Below are 24315 nucleotides of genomic sequence, written 5' to 3'. Positions count from 1 at the left end.
GAAATGATCCAGACTCAATTTTTCGAGGATTATGAAGTAGACTCTTCACGGATAACATTAGGCAGAACGATTACCGAAACAGATATTGTTATGCACGCGGGTCAAACGGGGGACTTTTTCCCGCACCATATGGATGCCGAATGGTGTAAAACGCAGGATTTTGGAGAGCGCATCGCACATGGAACACTCATATTTAGTGTAGGGATCGGAATGTCTGCAGGCGTAATGAATCCAGAGGCGTTCTCGTATGGTTACGATCGGCTTCGGTTTGTTAAACCTGTGCATATCGGGGATACGATTCGTGTTCGCACAACAATTTCCACCAAAGCCGAATATCCGAAGCGTCCAGCTTACGGAATCGTGACTGAACAAGTAGAAGTACTAAATCAACATAATCAAGTAGTCTTGGCTTGCGCTCACTTATTGTTGGTGAAGAAGAAATAGGCGAAGGGTGTTGATCACAATGGAACTGAAGCAAAGTGCTTTACTAGATTTAGACTACAAACCCAAGGTACCTCAGAATAAAGGCAAGGGAATCGGTATTGTTGGAGCTGGTGCTATTGTAGAGAACTGCCATCTGCCAGCTTATCGAATGGGCGGTCTGAACGTTGTCGGGATTTATGACACTAATCGCGGTCAAGCAGAAAAAGTCGGAAGTGAATTTACACTCAAAAACGTTTTTGGAACGCTAGACGAGTTATTGGATCATCCCGAAATTGAAGTTGTTGATATTGCCATCCCTTCTAAATTTCAACCTGAAGTGGCCGAGCGTGCAGTAGCGAAAGGCAAACATATCCTTTGTCAAAAGCCGCTAAGCGAATCCTATGCAGATGCCAAACGCATTGTGGAAGCATGTGAGTTAGCGGGTGTTAAAGGAGCCGTTAATCAGCAATTGCGCTGGGCGCCGGGAATTCGGGCAAGCCGTACAATCATTCAAAGAGGTTGGTTAGGACAGGTTACACAAGCCTCGATTCAAGTGAATGTGAATACGGATTGGTCGCTTTGGCCATGGATAACGAAAATTGATCATCCAGAGTTGATGTATCACAGTATCCATTATATTGATGCCATCCGCTCATTATTGGGAACGCCAGATTATGTATACGCTGATGGAGCTAAATTCCCAGGTCAAGTTTGTATTGGTGAAACACGCACATTGATTCATATGAAATTTCCTGGTGACGTGATAAGAGGACTCATTCACGACAATCATAACAATATTGCTGGACAAGATGATTGGTATGCTACATTCCGTTTTGAAGGAACTGAAGGGGTGATCAAAGGTACCAACGGGGCTTTATATAATTACCCTATCGGTCAGAAAGATACTTTAAGCTTTACTTCCCGCCAGATTGATCCAGCTTACTGGTTTACACCGCAACTTGAAGGCAGATGGTTTCCGGATGCGTTTTTAGGCACGATGGGAGAATTGTTGTGTGCGATTGAAGAAGAGCGCGAGCCGGAAAATAGTGTTCAAGATAATTTGCTCACAATGCAGACGCTGTTTGCTGCTTATCGGTCTATGGAAGAAAATCGCCCGGTTTGGCTTACGGAAATTGATTCGTAACCGTTTATGTGCGATCGGTGGTGCTATATTCATGTCATTGCCGCTGAAAAGTAGAATAATCCAAAATAATTCAACGAAATACGCTAAATGTTACAAAACACCCCTTTAAGGGTGTTTCCAATGCCAGAGTGAATTACAACTAACAATAACAAATGTTGCGAGTTATAATTCACTTTGTCACCGTTTGTAAAATAGTTTGTCATAGACTTGTAAAACGTATTGCCTCCGGGTTTATTCACCTATGTCATTCATCTTCCTTTAAGAGCGAAGTAAACTGGAAATGATATGGCAGTTGCAATGCTCAAACAAATAAAGGAACTGGGGGTTATTAATTTCTTCATTTTACAAGGCTCCTTACTTCCTTCGAATTTCCATTAGTCGCAAATAGCTCTAAGGATGGTGTATCATTATTATGGGTTATGAAGAAAATGTTTATTCCTCCAATGCTTGAAAGGAATACCGTTAGAACGTCGCAAGCAGCTGCCGGTGTTTGAAGGGTTTTTAGAAGTTTCTAAGTTAAATGAAAAGAAGTCCCCTCGGTTTAGGAAGGGAACTTCTACTTTTTTATTGAAGATTTTGTATGGTGGTGGCAGTAGACTGTTCTTGTTGTAAAGTTGTTTGTGCTTGTTGGAGCTCTTGTTCTGCTTGTTGTAGTTGTTGTGCACTTGTAGCAGCTAGCTGATGAGCTTGCTGCGCTAATTGGTCCGCTTGAACTGCAGTTTCAAGGGCTTGGGTTGCTTGTTGGGTTACTTGCAGAGATTGTTGTTGTACCTGCTGATTCAATTGCTGCGATTTCTGAATAGTTTGCTGAGCTTGTTGCTCAACCTGTTGAGCTGTTTGATGAGGGTTGATTGTTTTTGCAGTTTGAGTTGTTACCTGAGAAGTTAAAGCTTCTGTTTGAATAGAAGTCGATGATTGGTTTGCAGCTTGTGTTACAGCATTAGATGCAGCTTGTGTTACAGCATTTGATGCGGCTTGAGCTGCTGCGTCAATGACTTGTTTAGTTTTGTCTTGATTATTATTTTGGTTATACAATTTGTTCGCCTCCTTTAATTGGGTGTACCCTTCAATATAATTAATAAAAGAAGCTAAAGTTATTCGTAATAATTCAAATAGGTTTTTAGGCGGTGACTGAAATCGTGCCAGTTACAACCGCTTTTGGTTTCCCTTCATGATTTTATGTTATGTTATATACCATTCATGTCTTTATATTAATAAAAATACAAGAATAACATTATTTAACGTTAATATAGTTGACACTAAATCCGACTGGAAGTATAATTCAATTAACCGCACAACAATGTGCAACTAATACTTAAGGCAATGGCGCCTATCCTACACGGATAGGCGTTTTCTGTCTTTTTGAAAGGGTGAATACGATGATGAAGCGCTTTGAAAGCCTTGTTTTGTTTATCCAATGCCTGCCTGTCGCCCTGAAATGGTATTGACTTTCATGTTAGGTTTTGGGTCTCGAAGATTATATTGGCGAATGGAAATATGGAGAAAAATATGGAAAGGGCCAAAGTATTTGATCTCTTCGGGGGCAAATGCTTTTTTTATCTATCCTTCATACTTCAATGAAACCCGTTACGCACTACGGTATCGCTAGAATTGGCAGTTTGGCGGGCGGGTTACCACAAAAGTCGCGATTAGAACTAAAAGGACCAAGTAGCGGCTCTTACATCTTTCAACAAAGCTGAATTAAATCAATTAGGATAATGAAGATCAGCTACATTAAATATACCCCTATCAGGGGCTTTTTCTCTTTCAATCGCTCTCCCATGATCCTCCGTATTCATTTTGTTCCATCAAGCTTTATACAGGAAAATGGTTGTTTTGCCACGCATGTTTGTCCAAACCTTTTCTATGAATCAATCATAGAATATATCATTCCAAAAGAGAGGATGATAGAATTGGCAAACACAGATGTAAGGCTCCAACTTTTCTCTGGTATTAATTTTACAAATCGGCGGATTGTTCTTAGACGTGGAGGTGTAGCAGTTAGAGATCTGGGTGCATTCCGTTTTGATAACGTACTTTCCAGTTTCCGCCTAAGAAATGTTTCAACCACAGATTCTGTGACACTAGTTTTGTTTTCACGAATTAACTTCCAGGGATCCATTCGCGTATTTCGTGGACGCCAAAGCGTGGCGAATTTAGGTAGTTTCAATAATCTAACTTCTTCCTTAATTTTAGTAGGACGCAACCTTACAAATTCCCAAATTCAACAGATCCAAAGTACGGGTAGACCTCCTCGTGATATTTTAGTTATCAGACAATAACAGATAGGTTAAAAAGACACAGGAATGTGTCTTTTTTTATTATCCCCCTCCCCGAATTTCAGAAATAAATGCATTATTTGAAACGGCAGGAGATTATCTTTCCCTGTCGTTTTGCCGCGTTCATGCGCCATACTACCCCACTGGTCCATTGTTCCGATAATGCTGAGGAGCGACTCCTGCGATCTTTTTAAACATCCGGCTGAAGTAGAAAGGATCTGGATATCCGACTTCCTCAGCAATTTCCTTAACGCTTTTAGCTGTATTGCGCAGCAGGTGTTTGGCATGTTGGGTTTTAAGCTCATGGATGTAGTGATGGATGTTCGTTCCAGCATATTTTTTAAACACCTGACAAAGGTATTCATATTTTCGCTCCAGCACCCGCTCCAACGTTTCTTTGGAAATATCGGACTCGTAAAAATTGTTCAAATGGTTGACCAGCTTGCGGAATGTCAGGTATGAAGTGGGGAAAGACGTGTCCAAATGGCTTTGCTCCAAGAAACTACTTGCCATGAGCCGAAGTATTTCGCCAAGCAAAAGGGTAGCATGAAAACGAAAGTAAGCGTTCGGTCGTTTCATAGTCTCCACTAGTTCTTCAAACAAACCGAGCAGTTTATAACGCTGTAAGGAACGAAACTGACGAGGCACTACAAGCAAATCCTCGTGAAGGATTTCAGTGGTTCTTAGTTCCGTACGTTCGGCATGGACAATATTAAGTTCGGACGCCCGATCCAGCACGAATTCATTGAGGTAAGGTTCGCAAGAAAATTGCACCCAAAAAAATTGGCCCTGTCGTTCATGCGAATTCCAACCGGAATGTGACTCCCAAGGCATCATAAGCAGCGATTCACCGACTTGTAGAGTTGTGCGGACTTCGTTAGTTTGCAAATGAACCGTACCATCGGCAATGACGATCAGCTCGTAATAGGGGTTATGATGCCGACCGAAAAAGGTGCTGTTATTCGCGTCGAAAAGATCCGCCCATTTGACATCAAGCTTGGATAATCGAGACAGAGCGTAGTACATGGCATGACAACCCCCTTTTTCTGTAACAGCTTAAGATTTCCATATCTTCACCTTTTCCTTCACGTAGGTCGAGGGCAGGGTGCCGGTACACTTTTTAAACACTTTGTTAAAATACGACTGCTCGCAAAATCCGAGAAAATCGGAGATTTCTCCTACGTTCATCTGTGAGTTGGTCAACAGGTCGCAGGCGGCGGCAATGCGGATTTGCTGCATGTAGTCAGTGACGGATTGTCCGGTAACCTGTTTGAAAATGGTGCTGACATAGTTAGGGGTTCGCTCCACGTGTTTAGCTAATTCGGTAACGGAGATGGTGCGGTGATAATGATTAAGAATATAGGCTTGAAGCAGCATAACGATACTATAGGATTTGCCCTGTATCGATTGAGAATCGATTTCTTCGTTGATGATAGCAAGCATTTCAAGCAGGATGCTGTGGCAAATGGTGTCCGAGTAGGCAGATTTGCGCAGCCAATGCTGGGTCAGCAGTGAAAATCTCTGCTTGATATAGTCAAAGTTAAAAGGCGTGGTTAAACAACGATCAGGTGCAATAAGCATAGGAAGTCCATCCCCGTCGCCTTGATAATGAAAGTGAGCGACATACATGTCATGAGCTTCTTTGCTCGCATTCAACGCACTGCGCCAAACGCCTTGGGGAACAAATATAAGATCGCCTTTTTGCATAGTAAAGGTATGGTCTTCAACCGTGTAGAGAATGGTTCCATTTGTAATGAGGATTAAAATATGGTTATTTGTCATACTTTTTGGTACATGCCAGTTGTTTGGCTCACAATGCTCGAAATAGATAGCAACCGGTTCGATCATAGAAGGCTCCTTTGACAAATTCTCTTGTCTTTGTTGAGGTTGATGATCATCTTCTTATTGTAACTGAAATCGTAGAATAATTGAAATAATTATTGGATTGTTCATTGTTTCAATAGACCGATTTCACTAAGCTTAAAGGGTAAACTTACCGAGGAGGATGATGAGTGAAATGAGTACTTTATTCAAAAAAGCAAAAGCGCGAGTCGGCGTTATGACGGTTGGTCACGAGCCTTATTGGGCACAATTTCCGGGATTAAAAGAGGAGTTAGAGGGCTACGGCCGTGAATTTGAGGAAATGCTTCGGAAACACGACGTCGAGGTGGTTTCGGCAGGCTTTGTCGATGGTGTAGATAAGTCTTTTGCCGCATCGTCATATTTGAAAAGCCAAGATGTTGATTTCCTATTTTGCTTCTTGAGCACTTATGTGACGTCTTCGACTGCTGCTACCCCAATCCTGAATTTGTCCGAAATGGCGATTTTCGTGACGGATCTGGAGCTGATTAATCTGGTTTCGGATCGAACGGCGAGAGCGGCGCAAATTTTTCTCGGCGCATTGCCGATTCTGCTGTTGTATCCATTCTTATAGCGTTATTTCACCAAAGGAATTGTGATGGGGAGTGTGAAGGGATGAGCAAGGACGTTAGCAAATTAGACTCAGCTTTGAGGGTCGATGACAATCAGGATAAAGCTTGGAGTTGGTACTCACCTCTGAAAGAACCTTTTCGGGTTATGGGACTGCCTTGGCTGAAGCAAGATGCTGTCTACTGCCCATTCTGCTGGTTTCACAAATCCGGCTTGCGAAGGAGGCATTCGACGTCCATATGTTTCGACAACGGGAGGAGCGGAAGCAATTCCAACAGGAAATAGTAGAACGATTGCGGCAAAGCGGAGATGATCACATCCATTTTTTTAATGGAGAAGAGATGCTTGGAATAGCATACGGGGAATGCACAGTAGATGGCATACATCCGTCTGATTTAGGCTACAAGAGAATGAGTGAAGCACTAAAACCGCTACTGGAAAACCTTTTGCATCCTTACCTTAAATGAGTTTTCCTCCAAGTTCCATTAGGCAGATGAATAACAGTGAAGTATCATTTAGCTTAGGGTGATTAAAAATGTTCATTTCTCCTATGCTTGCATACAATGCAAAAGATAATAAACCATTTTACAGTAAAAATCATATAGCGGAATTAAAATTAGAGGGTCTTAGGTGTATTATTTCCAATATGGATAAACTCTATGTTTATACCAGACATAATAACTTGATCACAAATAAATTCCCGGAGTTGTATAAATGCCCCCTGCCTGAAGGAACCATACTTGATGGTGCATTAATGATTATTGATGAGCAAGGGAAACCAGACTTTGAAGCCATGTCGGCCAGATTTTTATCTAGGAAAAACAAAACACCTGTGATATTCTGCGCATTCGACATCTTAAGATACAAGGGAATCGATGTCACGGGTCTAACCTTAATGGGGCGTAAAGAACTGTTGGACAAGGCTTTCATTGAAAATGAGAACTATAAAAAGGTTAACGTGTTTGAAGGGAACGCAGTAGAATATTTTGAGCAGGTTCGTGGGCGGGGACTTGAGGGCATCATCATGAAATCTAAAAAAGAAAATTCCAAATATGAAATAGAAAAACGCTCCAAACAGTGGCAAAAGGTGATCAATTGGACTTATGCGGATGTGTACATATCCGGTTACAGAAAAAATAATTTTGCGTTATTGGCCTCTATTGATGCAGCTGATGGCTCCAAATTCCCAGTCGGGGTTATAGAGTCAGGTGTAACACCAATTCACCAGAAAGCCCTAGATAGTGTGAAGAATCGATTAGTATTCAAGGAAGATCAGAGTTTTGCTTATATGGAACCACGAATCATGGCAAAGATTAAGACAAGAAATTGGACCAAAAGCGGAAAACTGAGGTCGCCAGTATTCATCGAATTCGTTATCTAAATAAAAAAGACTGAATCACCAAAGGAGGAAGTGGTGGTTACAGTCTTTTTGTTTGCTTGCACATCACCAAAGGAATTAGCGTCTAATTCCGCCGGTTAATTGTTGTTCGGCCAATTGAACTAATCTTCTCGTAATGTTACCGCCGATTGCGCCAGTATCACGAGTAGCCATGTAGCCGTAATAACCGTCTTGAGGAATCTGAATACCTAATTCTTGAGCGACTTCGTATTTCATTTGGTCAAGAGCTGCTCTTGCTTGTTGCACGACTAATGTATTGCTGTTTCTTCTAGCCATTTGATTCACTCCTTTTTTGTGGTGTAGAAGTATTTTGTGGATTAAATGGTTTTTTATTCATCTTACATAAATTATTTTCGCAACAGGAAATCATCTACTTATTGCATATACGCGATATGAGCCAGAAGCTGCGGCTAAGTTCTTGATTGCGTAGTCAACTAAGAGTATGATTTCCTTATGAGCAGACCAAGAGAATTTGATGTTGATAAGGTATTGAATCAGTCGATGGAAGTTTTTTGGGCAAAAGGTTATAAAGCAACCTCATTCGAAGACCTCACCAATAAAACTCATGTCAAAAAACAAAGTCTGTATGGCGTCTTTGAAGACAAACGCTCACTTTTTCTAAAAGCACTTGCTCTGTATCGAGCGCAAAATCTCGAGTCACTTCGAGAAATGGTCGATCAAGGCGGGTCGCCAACGGAAATTCTAAACGCCGTTAAGTCCGCTTCACTTTATTCGAAAAACGAAGATAGCCGCAACGGATGTCTAATGGTCAACACAGCGTTGGAATTTGGAATGAGCGATGAGGAAGTAACTAATGAAGTTGAAAGAATGTTCAGTGACGTCCAGCTTGTGCTCGAGGAAGTGATTAGTAAAGGGCAAGCAATTGGAGAGATTACGACACGCTTCACAAGCAAAGAATTAGGAGCCTTCTTGGCAAATGCCTTGCGTGGTACCCGTATTCTAGAGAAAACAGGGGTGCCGGTGGAGCAAATCGAAACCATTCTAAATACCTCGTTTGGATTGATGAAAAAATAAAACCGTATTCGCTTTTAGTAAAGACGGTGGCACATCATATGGCGTTCACTCCTTGGGGTGAATGTTTTTTCTTATACATATAGGCATTTATATGTTCTGGGTTTGGGGTTGTCCCATAAGTAGATAAATCTACTTGTGGACAGCCCTTATTGTCTTTTGACCTAATTGGACATTCGTAATCGTTTTCAGCACGAAAATCATATTTCCATTGGATCTTTTCCAATGGAATCGACTCTCAAGCTTCGATTTTCGTAATTCTATTGGAATAACTCCAATAGAATTGACTTTTAGGGTCCTAAATCACCATTTCCGTTGGATTAACTCCAATGGAAATTGCAGGCAGACTGCGAAATGCATGAGGTAGGGGCTGAACTTTCCAAATAGACTTTGGACAGTCTCTTTCTTATTCGTGAGTTTCAGATTGAGCGCGGTTTTCGCGCTTAATTGGTTCGGGCATCTAGATTAAGCGCGTTTTTCAGCTTCTCAGATTCTGTCGACTTAGCGAGCTCTCGCGGAAAGCGCGTTTTTCGCGCTTAATGGTTCGAGCAATCTAGATTAAGCGCGTTTTCCGCGCTTAATCAGCGCGGACGCGCAGGGTGGTCTACTGAGAAGTCGATTTTCGACTTCTCAGACTCTGTCGGGTCAGGGAGCTCTCGCGGAAAGCGCGTTTTTCGCGCTTAATGGTTCGAGCAATCTAGATTAAGCGCGTTTTCCGCGCTTATTTGCTCTTGACACAACCGCTGGAAAAAGATATATTCTTCAGTGTAATAAGTAATTATTACGATTAATCGAACGTATAGTCTAATAACTTACTTGTAGTTTGGGCTTCGACAGATGAATCGAGGATTGTCACAATTTAAAATCGTAATTTTTACATATAAAGCCGGAAAGGATTTGTTCTTATGCTAGTTGCCTCCATGGATGAGGTGGAATTCGGTTACAATGACGTCCCGTGTATTCAAGACGCGAGTGTAGAGATTCAGTCTGGTGAATTTGTAGCTATTACGGGCCCCAATGGTGCAGCCAAGTCGACCTTGCTGAAATTACTTCTTGGCTTGCTTGATCCTTGGAAAGGGAGTATTTTCTTGTCTTCAACCAATAAAGAGGGGAGCAAGCTGAGAGTGGGTTACGTATCTCAGCAAATCTCCGCCTTCAACAGTGGATTTCCTAGCACGATAATGGAGTTTGTCCAATCAGGCAGATATGCAAGCCGCTCATGGTTTCGTAAACTCGACAAAGAAGATGAAGTGCAGACGGAGAAAGCACTTCGTCAGGTTGGGATGTGGGATTTGCGCAAGCGCAAGATCGGTGAGCTCTCAGGTGGCCAAAAGCAGCGTATTTGCATAGCCAGAGCGCTTGCACAGGAGCCCGATATGCTTGTTCTCGATGAACCGACAACAGGGATGGATCAGGACAGCCGATTTGGCTTTTACGAGTTGATGCATCATCAAGTGAAAGCTCACGGGCGAACTGTTGTTATGGTGACGCATGGCCTTAGTGAGGTTGCACCCTATCTGGATCGTATTATTGAGTTGGAGAGGAAGGAGGATGGCGGATGGAAATGCTGCACTACGACTTCATGCAGCGGGCATTTTGTGCCGGTGGGTTAATTGCTATCCTGGCTTCGATTCTGGGGGTATATCTGATGCTACGGAGGCAAGCATTGATGGCTGACATGCTCTCCCATGTTTCTTTAGCAGGGGTTGCAGGAGGTGCGTATCTAAACATCAATCCAACCTTGACTGGATTCGTCGTAGCTACGCTGGGAGCTATAGCTGTTGAATATGTAAGGAGGTCATATAAAACCTATAGTGAAATTTCGGTTGCCATCATCATGGTGGGTGGATTATCTACAGCTGTGATCATCATGAGTCTCAAGCAAAGCATTAATAAAGGCTTCTCCGCTTATTTATTCGGCTCTGTTGTTGCTGTGAATGAAACCGAGCTTCTCCTTATGTTTGTGGTAGCGATATTCGGGGGCATCTTTTTCTATCTATTCCGTCGTCCGCTTTATCAGATTACATTCGATGAAGATACGGCTAAGACTAGTGGCCTCCCGGTGAAATGGATCTCACTTGGCTTTAGCATCATAACAGGTATGATTGTATCTGCGGCTATGCCAATTGTTGGAGTACTTCTCGTTTCGGCATTAATCGTGCTGCCCGCGGCACTTGCCATTCGAATTGCTCCTAGTTTTACATCCGCACTTTTTATAGCTATGAGTATTGGGTTACTTGGTGTCATTTCCGGACTTACCGCTTCCTATCAGCTTAGTACACCCCCGGGAGGAACGATAGCGCTGCTTCTCTTATTTATTCTTATTACTGGCTTGGGATTAAAAAAGGTCGTTCTGACATTTAGCAAAAGCAAAGCAAAAAATGCAGGTGACATCATCCCTCGTTTTTCCAAAGAAACGACAATTTCATCATTCAACAAATAGTAGGAGGAACAAGGTAATGAAAAAAATCTGGGTAACGAAATCAGTTGCTTTTACCGTACTATCAGCTGCTCTCTTATCGGGCTGTGCATCTAACACCGCTTCAAGCGATGGCAAATTAAACGTCGTTACAAGCTTCTATCCCATGTATGAATTCACTAAGCAGGTTGCAGGTGATCATGCCAATGTGATTGCTTTAATCCCGCCGGGGGCTGAACCCCATGATTGGGAGCCTAGTGCGAAAGATATGCAACAATTGAAGAACGCCAATGTGTTCGTTTACAACGGTATCGTTGAAGGATGGGCGGAGCAATCACTTAAGAGCGCTGACAATAAGAATCGTGTTGTTGTTGAAGCAAGTAAAGGAATTGAATTCATGGAAGGCTTACCGGAAGAAGAGCATCAAGAGGATCACAAGAACGAAGCGCATGGTGACAAAATCCAAGATCCGCATGTTTGGTTAAATCCAGTTCTTGCTGTTCAAGAGGTTAAGGCCATTGTAGTTGGATTAACGCAAGCTGACCCTGCTAACAAAGAGGATTATCGGAAAAATGCGGATGCTTATATCGGAAAGCTCAAAGCCTTGGACGAGTCATTTAAAACAGGTCTTAAAAATGTTAAGCGTAAAGAATTCGTCACGCAGCATGCTGCTTTTGGTTATTTGGCCAAAGAATACGGGCTAACACAGGTCCCTATTGCTGGACTTTCCCCTGAAGAAGAGCCAGCTCCTGATAAAATGGCCGATATTATTAAATTTGCGAAGGATAATAAGGTACAAACGATTTTCTTTGAAACTTTAGTAGATCCAAAGGTTGCGAGTACAATTGCCAAAGAAGTCGGTGCGAAAACGGCTGTGCTGAACCCAATTGAGGGATTAACGGACGATGACAAAAAGAAAAACCTTGATTACATCGGTGTTATGACGAATAACCTGGAAGCATTGAAAAAAGCGTTAAATGAATAAATAGAAACATGTAGTGCTTTTTTTTAATCGTTCAAATACGTAAAATTTACGAATAGAAAGAGGTTGGGACTTTGGTAGATCATAAAATACCTGTAACCGTCTTAAGCGGTTATTTGGGAGCAGGCAAAACAACATTATTAAACCACGTCCTACATAATCGTGATGGCTTAAAAATTGCAGTCATTGTCAACGATTTAAGTGAGGTCAACATCGACGCTGAGCTGATTAGAGAAGGAAGCGGGCTTTCCCGAACGAATGAGAGCTTGGTTGAAATGTCCAATGGCTGTATCTGCTGTACATTACGTGAAGACCTGTTGAAGGAAGTAGAGCGGCTTGCTAAAGAGAATAAATTTGACTATATTCTTATTGAATCAACAGGTGTAGGTGAACCTTTACCAGTTGCGCAAACGTTCACCTATATAGATGAAGAGCAAGGGATTGATCTTACGCAAGTTTGCCGTCTCGACACGATGGTAACCGTCGTAGACGCCTATCGTTTCTGGACGGACTACTCCTCTGGAGAAACGCTCCTTGAACGCAGTCAAGCTGTGGGCGAAGATGATACTCGCGAAGTTGTTGATCTTCTGATTGACCAAATTGAGTTTTGTGATGTCCTGATTTTGAATAAATGTGACATGCTGGAAGAAGATGAGCTGATTGAGCTAGAGGGCGTGCTGCGCTCCTTACAACCTAGAGCCAAATTCATTCGTTCGGTTCACGGGAAGGTAGCTCCAACAGATATTTTGAATACTCATTTATTTAATTTCGATGAAGCAAGTACGTCCGCAGGCTGGATGCGGGAAATGGAGAAGGAAACCCATACACCAGAAACCGAAGAATATGGCATTTCCTCTTTTGTCTACGAAAGAATTCGCCCGTTCGAGCCTTCGCGGCTGATGAGTTGGATGGAAGATTGGCCGGCGGAGATCATCCGAGCTAAAGGGATCATGTGGCTTGCAACTCGCAATGATCACGCTCAGAACTTAAGCCAAGCAGGTCCTTCTATTCGCTTCGGTCCAGCAGGGTATTGGGTGGCGGCGCTGCCAGATGGTGAAAGAGGAGCCGATCTCGAAGAAGACGCGGAACAAATCAAGCATTGGGATGATACCTATGGAGATCGCATTAACAAGGTTGTATTTATAGGCATTGAGATGGACCGGGTTAGTATAGTGGCATCTTTGGATGCCTGCTTGTTAACGGATGATGAAATGCAAGGAGATTGGAATCGTTTCGAGGATGAGCTGCCGAATGCCATAATGGAGTTGGAGGAAGCCTGCCCTTTGCCACAATAAATTCAGTAATGATGTATGATAGGAGGTGAACAGTATGAGAGTCATTATTACATTGGCGTGTACCGAAACTGGTGACAGAAACTATACAACGACGAAGAATAAAAGAACCCAAACCTCTCGTTTGGAGCTGAAAAAGTATTGTCCGCGTCTGAAGCGTCACACGCTTCATCGTGAAACACGTTAATAAACCAAGAAAGTCCGGGCTTACTTGTCCGGGTTTTCTGCTTTACGAAAGGGATTATAATATCCCAAAGGAGGTTGATGGGTTTGATGAGTTTGAATACCAATGAGGCAAGAGATGTCATTCTAAGTCATCACACGGATGCTCATTGGCACCGCCGCGAGCAGGAATTATTGCAATGGGCAGCACGTGAGAAACAGCGCAAGCACGCTAAGAAGACCAAACTTCTCGGACATATCAACGTGGATACCGAATTGTTCCCTGCCTTGATACTGCTTCAGCAGAAGCAAATAGCAACTGAATTCTCTTGTGCAGGTGTAAGCCCGCTTGACGAACCGGAAGACCATTCCCTGTATGCTTATCTCACGATCATAGCCTCTGAGCGAGCCGAGCAATTTGTCCAATTGACCATGAAGCGCATGAGACATCGCTTATTGATTTCCTTTGAACCCGCAAGGAACCGATACGATCTTTCATCCTTTTACATAGGCCACAACCGTTCCTTTTGTCAGATGATCCAGCTATGCGCTGAAATTTTTGAGAATGAAGTTTAGGCACTGAAAACGTACAAAAATGAGTTACGACAAAATCGCTCACGGTTATGTAGCTTACAATCCAAGAACCTTACCAGGTGCGATTTCGAATCATTGATGGGGAGCATCCAAAGTACCATTTAGTGACCGAGCGTATGGAGCTTCCACGCTAACCAACAGTTTCAAGCCCATTAGCTGCAAGGAGCTGTCCCAAAAGTCAAACATGACTAGGACAGCTCCTTTTTGATGCAGACTTTTTTATTTTGCCTTGTCAATCAGTGTGTTACCGTTAAAGTCTTTAATGATAATTCTGTCAGCGATGAAGGAGGAAACAGGATCAGGCCGGACAAAGAGATGCAGATTTCCTCCGCCTGCCGGGTATGGATCGACAGGAGTGTCAACGTCAATATACATGCCATACTGGCTCTGATTGTTGCGGTTCGTTGAACCTTGGCCAACGATATCATAGTAATCTGCGATTTTTGTTTGTCCTTGGCCCTTCAGAATGATCCAGCGAATAGTGTTCTGCTGGACTGGGATGTTGATGTCAACTGTATTGCTTGTATCGGTGCGGAACGCTGCGGTGACCGTCGGTTGGCTATGAGGCAGTATTTCCATCGGGTTCTTGCTTCTGGATTCGTTATTGGTTTCGGAGGTTAGTCCTACCATGTAAGTAATGTGTAAATGGTCGGAATTCGCGCCGGTGTGCCCCACATATCCAATCAGATCGCCGGCTTGAACCGTTTGACCCACCGTCAATCCCGAAGCGAATGCGCTAAGATGTAAATAACCGGTCCAATGTTTATTTCCGTGATTGACAAGGACTTTGTTGCCAGGACCTGAGCTGCCGTTATCCGGAGTAATATTAGTTACGGTTCCATCCATCATGGCATAGACAGGGGTGCCTTCCGGAGCATTTATGTCGATCCCGGCATGGTAATCATAATCCCCGGGCCTGCGGGGACCGTATGGATAGCGGATTTCGTCCCCATTGATAGCAGTTGAAAAGCTTAGAGGCCAATAGACGCTGCCTGTAGGCGGGGCCACAGGAGTAACTCTAGCAACATTCGAATCGGCACTTGTGCCGGCGGAGTTGGTAGCGTTGATGGCAAAGTAATATATAGAGCCGTTTGTCAAGCCTGATTTGGTAAATGTCGTATTGTTTACTCCGCTTGCCACAGTCGAATAAGACCCGGTCGAGGATGTTTTCATCTTAACCGTATAGCTCGTATTACTGCCCGATGCTTCCCAAGCGAGAACAGCTTGTCCATCACCCGCTACTGCTATCAATGCGGTCGGTGCAGCTGGAACCGCACTTGGTTTGGCTGAAACAGCGCTGGAATACTCACTTGTGTTACCCTCGGAATCGATAGCCGCCACCTTATACCAGTATGTAGTCTCGTTGTCTACCCCGGTATTGGTAAAAGACGTCGATGTAATATTGTTGGCAATGTGCTTGTATTTGCCATCGCTGGAGGTAGCCCGTGAAATCTTATGTTTAACAGCGCCGGATACGGCATTCCAATACAGAGTCACTTCGCCATTCCCGGAATTAGCCTTAAGTCCGGTGGGTGCGGGAAGTGCAGCAAGGACATTCGTATTAAATAATACAAGGAAAAGTACGCTCATCAATAAACTCCAAGAAATGCTTTTCTTTAATAAGCGCTTCTGCTTCTGTAACGTAGACATAAAATCTCCTCCTAATCGTATCGAACTATAGATCCTGTAAAACGACCTAACTTACAAATCCATAGAATAGACGTTAGTAAAACTGGAAAACTAATGTAGAGCTCATGGCCTCACCTCCTTTCTAATAAGCAAGAATTGAACAGGAGAATCTTGTAAACGCTTTCTTTTTTTGAATTGTAACATTGAAAATTTCTTATATGAAATACGAAATACTTATATTTCTATAATTAGGGGTTATATATTCGCCTAATCATTTTCAAAAAAATAACCCCATGCCTTTATGAAAGGCATGGGATTAGTTGATATGTTTGAAATGATATTTTTAAAAGTAGAAAGTGTACCTTACATTAAATTTCTAGTAAGTCGAATATCTGCCATGGTTAACAAACCAACCTGATTAGACGAATGCATCGTTTTTGCAGTGTTAACTACAACATTGATGGTAGCGGTGTCGCCAAAAATACCTTGTGGGACTACAAACTCTACAGTACCCATATCATTCGTTTCCAGAATGATCCTGTCCTCCGTAACAACGTCTACAGACATGATCAGGTCCAATTCAATGGGTATTCCTTCCTTCGTAGAACCCGTTGAATTTTGATGCAAGCCGTTTACTTCATTTTTACTTAAGGGTCCTATTGCTAAGACAGTGTCTTCTTGGGAAATGGTTGGTTCAATTTTATTAATAACTTCGGTTAAGGTCAGATTCAAACCATAAGCAACAAGACGCAATGATTCCTCAAGTCCGACATGACCTATGCGGTCGTTTTGTGCAAGCTGGTGAAATTCTTCCGGTGACATACCAATACCCACTTTTTTCTGCAGGGGAATACGGCGTTTGGAGACATCTACCTTACGGTAAACTTTAATTTTGGACAACGATTGCGTCACAGAAGTGGAAAATAAAGTCATAGAATCCATGATATATCCCGGATTAACTCCGGTACCAATGACAAACTGTCTTTTATCGCGAGCATAAAGATCAATTTCTTTGGACAAATCCGAATAGCGGTGCCATGGATAAGCTAATTGTTCACAGGTAGAAATGACGGAATATCCTTGATCAAGTAACTGCTTTATTTGCGGCCAAACCTGTGGCAGGTTGGATCCTGTTGCATGGAGTGCAAGTTTGCGCCCCTCTAGCCGTGCCGTATCGATTTCATCTAAATTCTGAACAACATGAATCCCCACAGCAGTGCTCTCTGCTAGTTCTCCGACATCCCTTCCGATTTTTTGAGGATCAATATCAACCGCACCAATTAACCGAATATGATCGGATTGCAAACAGCTTTGCATAATTTTGATGCCTATTGGACCTAAGCCATAGGAAATGACATTCATTTTTACAGTATTCATGAACCTTACCCCTCTCTTAATTGGTTTTCATGAACAATGTAACATCATCAGAAATAATGCGAAAATATGAATATATTATACATTTATAATCAGGGGTTATAAGTAGAATTATGCCAGGTCCTCAAGGTTGAGAGTCGGTATTCGCCATTAAAAAAACAGCATCCCGATTCATGATAGATGCTGTCCTACGGTTTGAGATGATAATGTCTTGGATTTCATAGACTCTTTTGTAGTGTAATGTGGTAAATGCTCCAATATAGACAATGCGTCCTTCGTAATTAAAGGTACGCTTACGTCGTTCCAAATGACAGAAATCGAACTGAAAAGAGACAGGTTTTTCAATGCAATAGCTTTGATCTTGTAAGAATTTAAAAGTTCCAGCATATCCTGCGGCATTAAGGTAATCCCGATTCCATTGGAGATCAGATTGGCAATGGTCAAAATTTCCGGCCCGGCCCCGATGGTTTTTGGAATGAATCCAGCGGTAAGGCAGGCATGCTCCAGCAAATAATAAAGAGATGGCGAATGCTTAGGGTCATAATGTAAAAAAGTTTCGTTTTTAAGCTCGTAAAGATCGATCTCATCTTGTACGGCTGCCGGATGCTGGCAGGATAAAGCCACCTTCATAGGATGCTTGGAAAACTCTATCCACTTAAGCGGCGGCTGTATCGTCTGTTTGAGGTCTATCGGAGTTCGGATAAAGGCGAGATCATATTCGCTTTTCTGTACAAGCTCGGCTGCGTGAACGGAGGTTGTTTCCTTGATATAAAATTCGATTAACGGATGCTCTTCTTTTAATTTTTTAATAAGGTAAGGGACCATATTGCTTGCAGCGGATGGAACGGTTGCGATTCGAATAGTCGTTTGCGGGACAGTTCCGGATTCCACAAGCTGAGAGATGGTTTTTTCAATGTTATCGAATGAGGGTAAAAGATTCTTATGAAGATAATCGCCTTCTGCGGTCAATGTAACGTTTCGGGTCGAACGGTTTAACAGTTTAATGCCGAGTTCTTTTTCGAGCGCTGTGATTTGCTGGCTCAATCCGGGCTGGGAAATATGCAATTTCTGGGCTGCATGGCTGAAGTTAAGACAAAAAGCGACTTCCATAAAATAACGTAATGACAAATAACTTACTTGCATATGAGATATCTCCTAATATATGACAATATGATTCGACAATTTATTATAGCATTTCAATCTGCTTTTGTAACCGGAATTGTTCGAAACGCTATCAGGATAACGATAATTAATAATTTCTACTTATATATTTATAAGGAAGCAGTATTTCCAATTTCTCTCATGTCGTATTAAACTATAAACATATTAAAGCGTTTTCATAAGCGCTGTGAGAGGGGAAAGAGTATGGGGAAAATAGCCTTTAATAAAGGAGAAAATATTATACTGCGTATTGAAATGGACTCTCATATCAAATTCGGTGAGGTTGCGACAGGCATTACAAGGGCAGGGGGGGACATCATAGCCATTGATCTGGTGGACGCGGGAAAGAATATTTCAGTAAGAGACCTCACGATAAACGTCGCCGAAGCGGGGCAAATCGGTGAAATTGAGAAAGCGGTTTCTAGAATCCCAGGGATAAAGCTGATTCATGTATCCGACCGTACCTTTCTGCTGCATCTTGGTGGGAAAATTTCGACAGTGCCCAAAAGCCCGGTTCAAAACCGCGACGATTTGTCCCGGGTGTATACACCGGATGTAGCCAGAGTATGTATGGCGATCAAAGAAGATCCTGCCAAAGCATTTACCCTCAGCATCAAGAAAAATACAGTAGCTGTGGTCTCTGACGGAAGTGCTGTTCTCGGGCTTGGAAACATTGGGCCCAGTGCAGCTATGCCGGTCATGGAAGGAAAGGCGGTCTTGTTTAAACAATTTGCGGGAGTAGACGCATTTCCGATCTGTATCAGCACGCAGGATTCGGAAGAAATTATCCAAACTGTAAAGCATATAGCCACCGTATTCGGCGGGATTAACCTTGAGGACATTTCAGCGCCACGGTGTTTTGAGATTGAACAACGGCTGCGTGAAGAATTGGATATTCCGGTTTTTCATGATGACCAGCATGGGACAGCGGTTGTCATGTATGCAGGGTTGCTCAATGCTTTGAAACTCGTGAACAGATCTATGGAGGAGATCAAGGTTGTTGTATGCGGAGTTGGCGCTGCCGGGGTGGCTTGTACCCGTATGCTGCTTGCGGCAGGTGTAAAGGAGATCGTGGGCGTTGACCGGCGGGGGATACTGACCGCTGACCAAAAGTATGATAATCCGATGAAGGAATGGTTCGCAATGGAAACGAATCCAAAGCGGCTTTCGGGTACCTTACGCGATGCGTTAAGAGGAGCAGATGTATTTATTGGCCTTTCCTCTGGAGGTTTGTTAACGAGAGAGGATGTCATGACGATGGCGGCAAATCCAATCGTGTTCGCCATGGCCAATCCCGATCCGGAGATTGTCCCAGAGGATATCGAAGATATAGCTGCGGTAATTGCAACAGGTCGATCGGATTATCCGAATCAAATCAACAACGTGCTTTGTTTTCCAGGAATATTTCGTGCGGCCTTGGATTGCAGAGCAGTCACAATTAATGAAGAAATGAAGTTTGCAGCAGCCGAAGCTATCGCCTCGATCATTACTGACGAGGACAGAAGTAAGAGTCATATTATACCAAGCGTATTTAATCATAAAGTAGTTAGCGCAGTTCGGAACCGGGTAATTGAAGCGGCTATTCGAACGGGTGTAGCCAAAAAAGTGCCGAAGGATTTCCGCTAACAAAGATATATAAACTCGTGGTATTTTGCAGAAGGAGTGTATGAATTGAAACCTATTATTGGAATTACATCGAATATCAGAGATGAGAAACTGCTGACCACCGGGTTGAGTAATATTCGTGCAATTGTAAAAGCGGGCGGAGTGCCGATCGTACTGCCTAATTTGTCGGAGGATTCAGAAGTAGACCGACTGGTAGAATCAATTGACGGCTTATTGGTTACTGGAGGAGGAGATGTTGACCCCAATATTTTCGGAGAAGAACCTCATCCGGAATTAGGTGAAGTATGCCCTGAAAGGGATCATTTCGAAATTATGATGATAAGCAAATTTTTGAAATTAGATAAACCAATCCTGGGCATCTGCAGAGGCAGTCAAATGATTAACGTTTCTGCTGGCGGGGATCTCTTTCAGGACATTTATGCCCAACATGATCATCAGCTTTTGCAGCATAGACAAAACGCGCCCCGGAGCCACTTAACGCATTTTGTAGATGTTGATGAAAACTCGCTGCTCCATCAAGCTGTTCAATCCACCCGTTTTAAGGTGAACAGCTACCACCATCAAGCGGTAAGAAAAGTTGCTGAAGGTTTTGAAGTATGCGCAAGAGCCAGTGATGGTATCATTGAGGCATTTGAGTGCAAGACGCACCGTTTTGTTTTGGGCGTGCAATGGCATCCAGAAAATTTGACCGACAAGAACGATATTTACTCTCTGAAACTGTTTAATGCTTTCGTCCAGGCTTGTCAATTTTAGTTATCCGGCTTTTCTTTATTGTGGCTGTTGTTATGTTGTGAAAAAAATAATAGGGGGATATATATATATGAAGCATTCTATTAAAGCAGCTCTTTTATGTTTTATTGCATTTGCAGTTTTGCTGGCGGGTTGTACCACTAGTAAAAATAATACGGCTCAACCCGACAAGAAGGATGAAAAGCGTCCACTGACAATCGCGCTGCCTACAGAGGTCAAATCCATGGATCTTTACGCCCATAATGATTTTGTAACATGGATGGCAGTCAATAACATGTACAATACATTATTAAAACGCGACGCTAAAGGAAACATCAGCACTGATTTGGCAGAAAGTTATAAAAAAGTAAACGATACGACATGGGAATTTGATCTTAAAAAGGGCATTAAGTTTCATAACGGCACAGAAATGACTGCAGAGGATGTCAAGTTTTCCTTCGAAAGAGCAGTTGCTGAGAAAACGCTGGGCGAAAGTGTGTATTACAAATCAATTAAAGAAGTGAAGATTATTGATCCGTACAAGGTACAATTTATTACGGACGGACCAAACCCACTTTTCTTGAGTGTCATTGCCCGCACAAGTGCTGCAATTTTACCTAAAAAATACATAGAAGAAAAAGGAATGGATTCCTTCAACCAGCAGCCTGTTGGAACAGGACCGTTTAAGTTTGTTGAGTGGAAAAAAGGCAGCTACCTTAAGTTGGAGCCTTATGAGCAATACTTCGAAGGTGCCGCAAAAGATTGGAGCCAGGTAGTGTTCCGTATTCTTCCTGAAGGCTCGACAAGAGTTGGAGAGCTTTTAACGGGTGGAGTGGATATTATTCCCTCAGTCGGCAGCAATGATTGGCCACGTGTGAAAGGAAATGATAAAACCGGGATCGTAAGCGGTGCTTCGAACCGTGTAGCATTTCTTGTTCCAAAAGTTACTAGTCCAAAATCTCCAATGGCAGATCAGAGAGTCAGGGAAGCCGTTGAGTTGGCAATAGATAAAAAGCTGATCATTGATAAATTATTAGGCGGTTTGGGTACTACGACGCGAACACGCATTACGCCAGGTAATTTCGGGGCAAATCCAAAATTGTTCAATGTTGCTGTATATGATGAAAAGCGTGCTAAGGAATTATTGAAAGAAGCAGGATACGAGAATGGCTTGGAACTGACGATGCAATCGACCACAGGACGTTATGCAAAAGATAAGGAAGTTACTGAGATGATAGTCGGTATGCTGGCTAAAGTAGGTATTAAGGTGAAATTGGAATTACTTGAATTTAGTGTTTATGAAGAAATAAGAAAAGTAAACAAAGTCAGTGATTTACATATGGTTTGGTTGGCTAACTCTAACTTCGATGCTTTCACTATGGTCAGCGAGCATCTCACTTCGGTTAGAAGCTTAACTAATTTGGGTCTTAGCAGTCCGGAGTTGGAAGAGATATTGAAAAAAGCTGAAAAGAACATGAATCAAGATGAAAGGGACTCTCAGTATCAAATGGCACAACAAGTGGAAGCGAATCAATTTTTGAGATTGTACCTGTATCTGGAGCATAACAGCTACGGAGTAAGTAAATCTGTGAACTTCACCCCTCGTTTAGATGAAATGTATAAAGTATACGAAATTTCAAAACGCTGATATTTGCTTATTTAAAAGCTGATCTTTCAATAGGGGCAATATTTATGCCCCTATCTTTTCAATATTACTTAACAGCTTGTTCGCATAATAACATAAGGAAGTGAATTCCATGAGAAGTTATGCCCTAAGACGATTGGCACAGATGGCTCCCGTGTTGTTGATCATCGTTTCTATCGTATTTGTCTTGATGCACTTATCCGGGGATCCTGTTGCATTAATGCTTCCGGAGGACGCTACCCAAGAAGATATGGATGCACTCCGGAAAGCTTTAAATTTAGATAAACCATTCTATGTTCAATATGCGACCTACTTATGGAATGTGCTGCATGGTGATTTCGGTAAATCATTCCGGTTTAATCAGGATGCGCTGGAGTTGGTGCTTGAAAGGCTGCCTGTTACATTAGAGTTGGCTGTAGCCGCCAAAATAATCGCAATTTGTTTGGCAGTACCGCTTGGAATCTTGTCCGCAACACACAAAAACTCTATTCTCGAACTTTTTGTAACGACAGGGACCGTTCTCGGAAAGGCGATGCCCCATTTTTGGTTTGGGATTATGCTTGTTCTCGTGTTCGGTGTCAACCTTCAGTGGTTACCGGTTTCGGGAAGCGGCACATTCTTACATCTCATTCTGCCGGCTATTACGCTTGGATTCGGTAATGCCGCTTATATTGCCCGGTTAACCCGTTCGAGTTTACTTGACTCCTTACATCAGGATTACGTTAGAACGGCAAAGAGTAAGGGATTAAAGAATTCTGTTGTCGTCTACAAACATGCATTCAGAAATGCTTTGATTCCGGTCGTTACGATCATTATGATGCAGATTGGCGGTATGATCGGCGGTGCTCTAGTTACGGAAGCCATCTTTGCATGGCCAGGATTAGGCCAATTAATTGTACAATCTGTTAATTCAAAAGACATGGCAGTAGTACAAGCAGCTATATTTGTTGTTGCTGTGTCCGTCATATTGATTAATATAGTAACGGATATTCTTGTCGGATGGCTCGATCCGCGTATCAAGTACAGATAAGGGGAGAAGACGGATGATAAGTAGTGAGCAAGCAGTTCCGGCGAGTCGACTCATAAAGGAAAATAAAAAAGAAAATCACCGTATCTTCTTTTGGTTTAGATTATTGCTCAAAAGTAAAACAGGTACGATCGGCTTTGTAATTATGTCAATTGTTATCTTTACGGCGTTATTTGCACCGTGGTTGGCTCCTTATGATCCTTCAGAACAACATATAACCGATATGCTTGCCCCTCCTTTCTGGTTGGATGGCGGAAGCATGCAGTATGTTCTTGGTACCGATAACTTGGGCAGAGATTTATTAAGCAGAATCATATACGGCTCCCAGGTTTCTTTGGTTGTAGGATTATTCGCGATTATTGTGGCGGGTGCTATCGGTTTATCCATTGGTTTGATTTCAGGTTATTACGGCGGATGGCTGGATAATGTTTTTATGAGATTAGTTGATTCTTTTTTGGCTATTCCTAATATTCTGTTCACTCTAGTTATATTGAAAGTAACCGGACCCGGTATGTTTACTCTTATTGTTGTGTTGGGTGTCACGAATTGGGTAGTTTATGCAAGGGTTATCCGAAGCGAGGTATTAAGTCTAAAAGAAAGAGAATTTGTCAGAGCCGCAAAATCGATTGGAGTACGTGATGGGATGATTATGATCCGACATTTATTACCAAATGTGTTTTCATCCTTTTGTGTGCTTGGGACATTAAGCATGGCGACCACCATTATTTCGGAAGCTTCACTGAGTTTCTTGGGTTTAGGCATTCAACCTCCTACTATTTCTTGGGGCGGAATGCTGAGCACCGGACGTGAATACTTGGCTACTAATTGGGGGCTCGCAACTTTCCCTGGAATAGCCATAACTATCACGACGCTAGGTATCATATTTTTGGGCGACTGGTTGCGTGATATTTTCGACCCTCGTTCTCAAGACATCTAATAGTAGGCATCATTCATGGAGGGAGGAGAAA

24 protein-coding genes are annotated in these 24315 nt (G+C 42.6%); 17 read left to right on the top strand and 7 right to left on the bottom strand.

Features of this window, described 5'->3' with window-relative positions; genetic code table 11:
- Window positions 1-3 precede the first annotated feature (3 nt).
- Window positions 4-444 (top strand): MaoC/PaaZ C-terminal domain-containing protein, encoded by a 441-nt coding sequence (locus ASD40_RS34550; RefSeq protein ID WP_057307662.1) that lies wholly within the window; start codon window positions 4-6, stop codon window positions 442-444.
- A 19-nt stretch (window positions 445-463) separates the two neighbouring features.
- Window positions 464-1567, top strand: a complete 1104-nt coding sequence (locus tag ASD40_RS34545; RefSeq protein ID WP_057307661.1) for a Gfo/Idh/MocA family protein — start codon at window positions 464-466, stop codon at window positions 1565-1567.
- A gap of 564 nt (window positions 1568-2131) precedes the next feature.
- Here ASD40_RS34545 and ASD40_RS34540 read toward each other — a convergent pair.
- The 3 genes from ASD40_RS34540 to ASD40_RS34530 all read right to left on the bottom strand — a co-directional run bounded on the left by ASD40_RS34540 (window position 2132) and on the right by ASD40_RS34530 (window position 5694).
- A complete protein-coding gene (locus ASD40_RS34540; protein ID WP_235549498.1) occupies window positions 2132-2602 on the bottom strand; it encodes a hypothetical protein in 471 nt (156 codons plus the stop codon).
- A gap of 1379 nt (window positions 2603-3981) precedes the next feature.
- Window positions 3982-4872 carry a helix-turn-helix domain-containing protein gene (locus ASD40_RS34535; RefSeq protein ID WP_057307660.1) on the bottom strand — a complete coding sequence of 297 codons (891 nt, stop codon included), beginning with the start codon at window positions 4870-4872 and terminating at the stop codon, window positions 3982-3984.
- Window positions 4873-4902: 30 nt separating this feature from the next.
- Window positions 4903-5694: an AraC family transcriptional regulator gene (locus tag ASD40_RS34530; protein ID WP_057307659.1), complete on the bottom strand. Its 792-nt coding sequence runs from the start codon at window positions 5692-5694 to the stop codon at window positions 4903-4905.
- Between the two features lie 169 nt (window positions 5695-5863).
- Between ASD40_RS34530 and ASD40_RS39580 the strand changes: the two genes are divergently transcribed.
- From ASD40_RS39580 to ASD40_RS34515, 3 genes are all read left to right on the top strand, one after another.
- A complete protein-coding gene (locus tag ASD40_RS39580; RefSeq protein WP_057307658.1) occupies window positions 5864-6280 on the top strand; it encodes a hypothetical protein in 417 nt (138 codons plus the stop codon).
- 103 nt (window positions 6281-6383) lie between these two features.
- Window positions 6384-6743: an SGNH/GDSL hydrolase family protein gene (locus ASD40_RS36850; protein ID WP_082562645.1), complete on the top strand. Its 360-nt coding sequence runs from the start codon at window positions 6384-6386 to the stop codon at window positions 6741-6743.
- 68 nt (window positions 6744-6811) lie between these two features.
- Complete coding sequence (locus tag ASD40_RS34515) at window positions 6812-7657, top strand: ATP-dependent DNA ligase (protein WP_063870892.1); 846 nt, start codon at window positions 6812-6814, stop codon at window positions 7655-7657.
- A gap of 75 nt (window positions 7658-7732) precedes the next feature.
- On the opposite strand, the gene ASD40_RS34510 is transcribed toward ASD40_RS34515, so the two are convergent.
- On the bottom strand, window positions 7733-7951 hold the full coding sequence (locus tag ASD40_RS34510; protein ID WP_029195127.1) for an alpha/beta-type small acid-soluble spore protein: 219 nt from the start codon (window positions 7949-7951) through the stop codon (window positions 7733-7735).
- Between the two features lie 177 nt (window positions 7952-8128).
- Between ASD40_RS34510 and ASD40_RS34505 the strand changes: the two genes are divergently transcribed.
- From ASD40_RS34505 to ASD40_RS34475, 7 genes are all read left to right on the top strand, one after another.
- A complete protein-coding gene (locus tag ASD40_RS34505) occupies window positions 8129-8710 on the top strand; it encodes a TetR/AcrR family transcriptional regulator (RefSeq protein WP_057307656.1) in 582 nt (193 codons plus the stop codon).
- 902 nt (window positions 8711-9612) lie between these two features.
- Window positions 9613-10320 carry a metal ABC transporter ATP-binding protein gene (locus ASD40_RS34500; protein ID WP_057307655.1) on the top strand — a complete coding sequence of 236 codons (708 nt, stop codon included), beginning with the start codon at window positions 9613-9615 and terminating at the stop codon, window positions 10318-10320.
- Window positions 10266-11150, top strand: a complete 885-nt coding sequence (locus tag ASD40_RS34495; RefSeq protein WP_057307654.1) for a metal ABC transporter permease — start codon at window positions 10266-10268, stop codon at window positions 11148-11150. Before ASD40_RS34500 ends, ASD40_RS34495 begins: the two co-directional genes overlap by 55 nt.
- Before the next feature lie 16 nt (window positions 11151-11166).
- Window positions 11167-12111 carry a metal ABC transporter substrate-binding protein gene (locus ASD40_RS34490; protein ID WP_057307653.1) on the top strand — a complete coding sequence of 315 codons (945 nt, stop codon included), beginning with the start codon at window positions 11167-11169 and terminating at the stop codon, window positions 12109-12111.
- Window positions 12112-12182: 71 nt separating this feature from the next.
- The gene (locus ASD40_RS34485) at window positions 12183-13403 is read left to right on the top strand and encodes a GTP-binding protein (RefSeq protein WP_057307652.1); all 1221 of its coding nucleotides are present in this window, start codon (window positions 12183-12185) and stop codon (window positions 13401-13403) included.
- A gap of 34 nt (window positions 13404-13437) precedes the next feature.
- Window positions 13438-13587 carry a 50S ribosomal protein L33 gene (gene rpmG / locus ASD40_RS34480; RefSeq protein WP_029195131.1) on the top strand — a complete coding sequence of 50 codons (150 nt, stop codon included), beginning with the start codon at window positions 13438-13440 and terminating at the stop codon, window positions 13585-13587.
- An 86-nt stretch (window positions 13588-13673) separates the two neighbouring features.
- Entirely contained in the window at window positions 13674-14138 is a 465-nt protein-coding gene (locus ASD40_RS34475) for a hypothetical protein (protein ID WP_057307651.1), read from the top strand.
- 237 nt (window positions 14139-14375) lie between these two features.
- On the opposite strand, the gene ASD40_RS34470 is transcribed toward ASD40_RS34475, so the two are convergent.
- From ASD40_RS34470 to ASD40_RS34460, 3 genes are all read right to left on the bottom strand, one after another.
- Window positions 14376-15806, bottom strand: a complete 1431-nt coding sequence (locus tag ASD40_RS34470) for a M23 family metallopeptidase (protein WP_057307650.1) — start codon at window positions 15804-15806, stop codon at window positions 14376-14378.
- A 342-nt stretch (window positions 15807-16148) separates the two neighbouring features.
- The gene (locus tag ASD40_RS34465) at window positions 16149-17162 is read right to left on the bottom strand and encodes a hypothetical protein (RefSeq protein WP_057307649.1); all 1014 of its coding nucleotides are present in this window, start codon (window positions 17160-17162) and stop codon (window positions 16149-16151) included.
- A gap of 168 nt (window positions 17163-17330) precedes the next feature.
- Entirely contained in the window at window positions 17331-18302 is a 972-nt protein-coding gene (locus ASD40_RS34460; protein WP_082562644.1) for a LysR family transcriptional regulator, read from the bottom strand.
- Window positions 18303-18524: 222 nt separating this feature from the next.
- Here ASD40_RS34460 and ASD40_RS34455 point away from each other — a divergent pair, with 222 nt between their 5' ends.
- The 5 genes from ASD40_RS34455 (at window position 18525) to ASD40_RS34435 (ending at window position 24284) form a co-directional block, all read left to right on the top strand.
- Window positions 18525-19946 (top strand): NAD-dependent malic enzyme, encoded by a 1422-nt coding sequence (locus ASD40_RS34455; RefSeq protein ID WP_057307648.1) that lies wholly within the window; start codon window positions 18525-18527, stop codon window positions 19944-19946.
- Window positions 19947-19991: 45 nt separating this feature from the next.
- The gene (locus ASD40_RS34450) at window positions 19992-20699 is read left to right on the top strand and encodes a gamma-glutamyl-gamma-aminobutyrate hydrolase family protein (RefSeq protein ID WP_057307647.1); all 708 of its coding nucleotides are present in this window, start codon (window positions 19992-19994) and stop codon (window positions 20697-20699) included.
- 67 nt (window positions 20700-20766) lie between these two features.
- Window positions 20767-22323, top strand: coding sequence for an ABC transporter substrate-binding protein (locus tag ASD40_RS34445; RefSeq protein WP_063870891.1), 1557 nt, complete (start codon window positions 20767-20769; stop codon window positions 22321-22323).
- A gap of 109 nt (window positions 22324-22432) precedes the next feature.
- Window positions 22433-23350, top strand: a complete 918-nt coding sequence (locus ASD40_RS34440; RefSeq protein WP_057307646.1) for an ABC transporter permease — start codon at window positions 22433-22435, stop codon at window positions 23348-23350.
- A gap of 13 nt (window positions 23351-23363) precedes the next feature.
- On the top strand, window positions 23364-24284 hold the full coding sequence (locus ASD40_RS34435; RefSeq protein ID WP_057307645.1) for an ABC transporter permease: 921 nt from the start codon (window positions 23364-23366) through the stop codon (window positions 24282-24284).
- Window positions 24285-24315 lie beyond the last annotated feature (31 nt).

The organism is Paenibacillus sp. Root444D2, from assembly GCF_001426375.1.
Classification (GTDB): Bacteria; Bacillota; Bacilli; order Paenibacillales; family NBRC-103111; genus Paenibacillus_E.
This window is presented reverse-complemented; position numbering and strand designations above follow the sequence as displayed.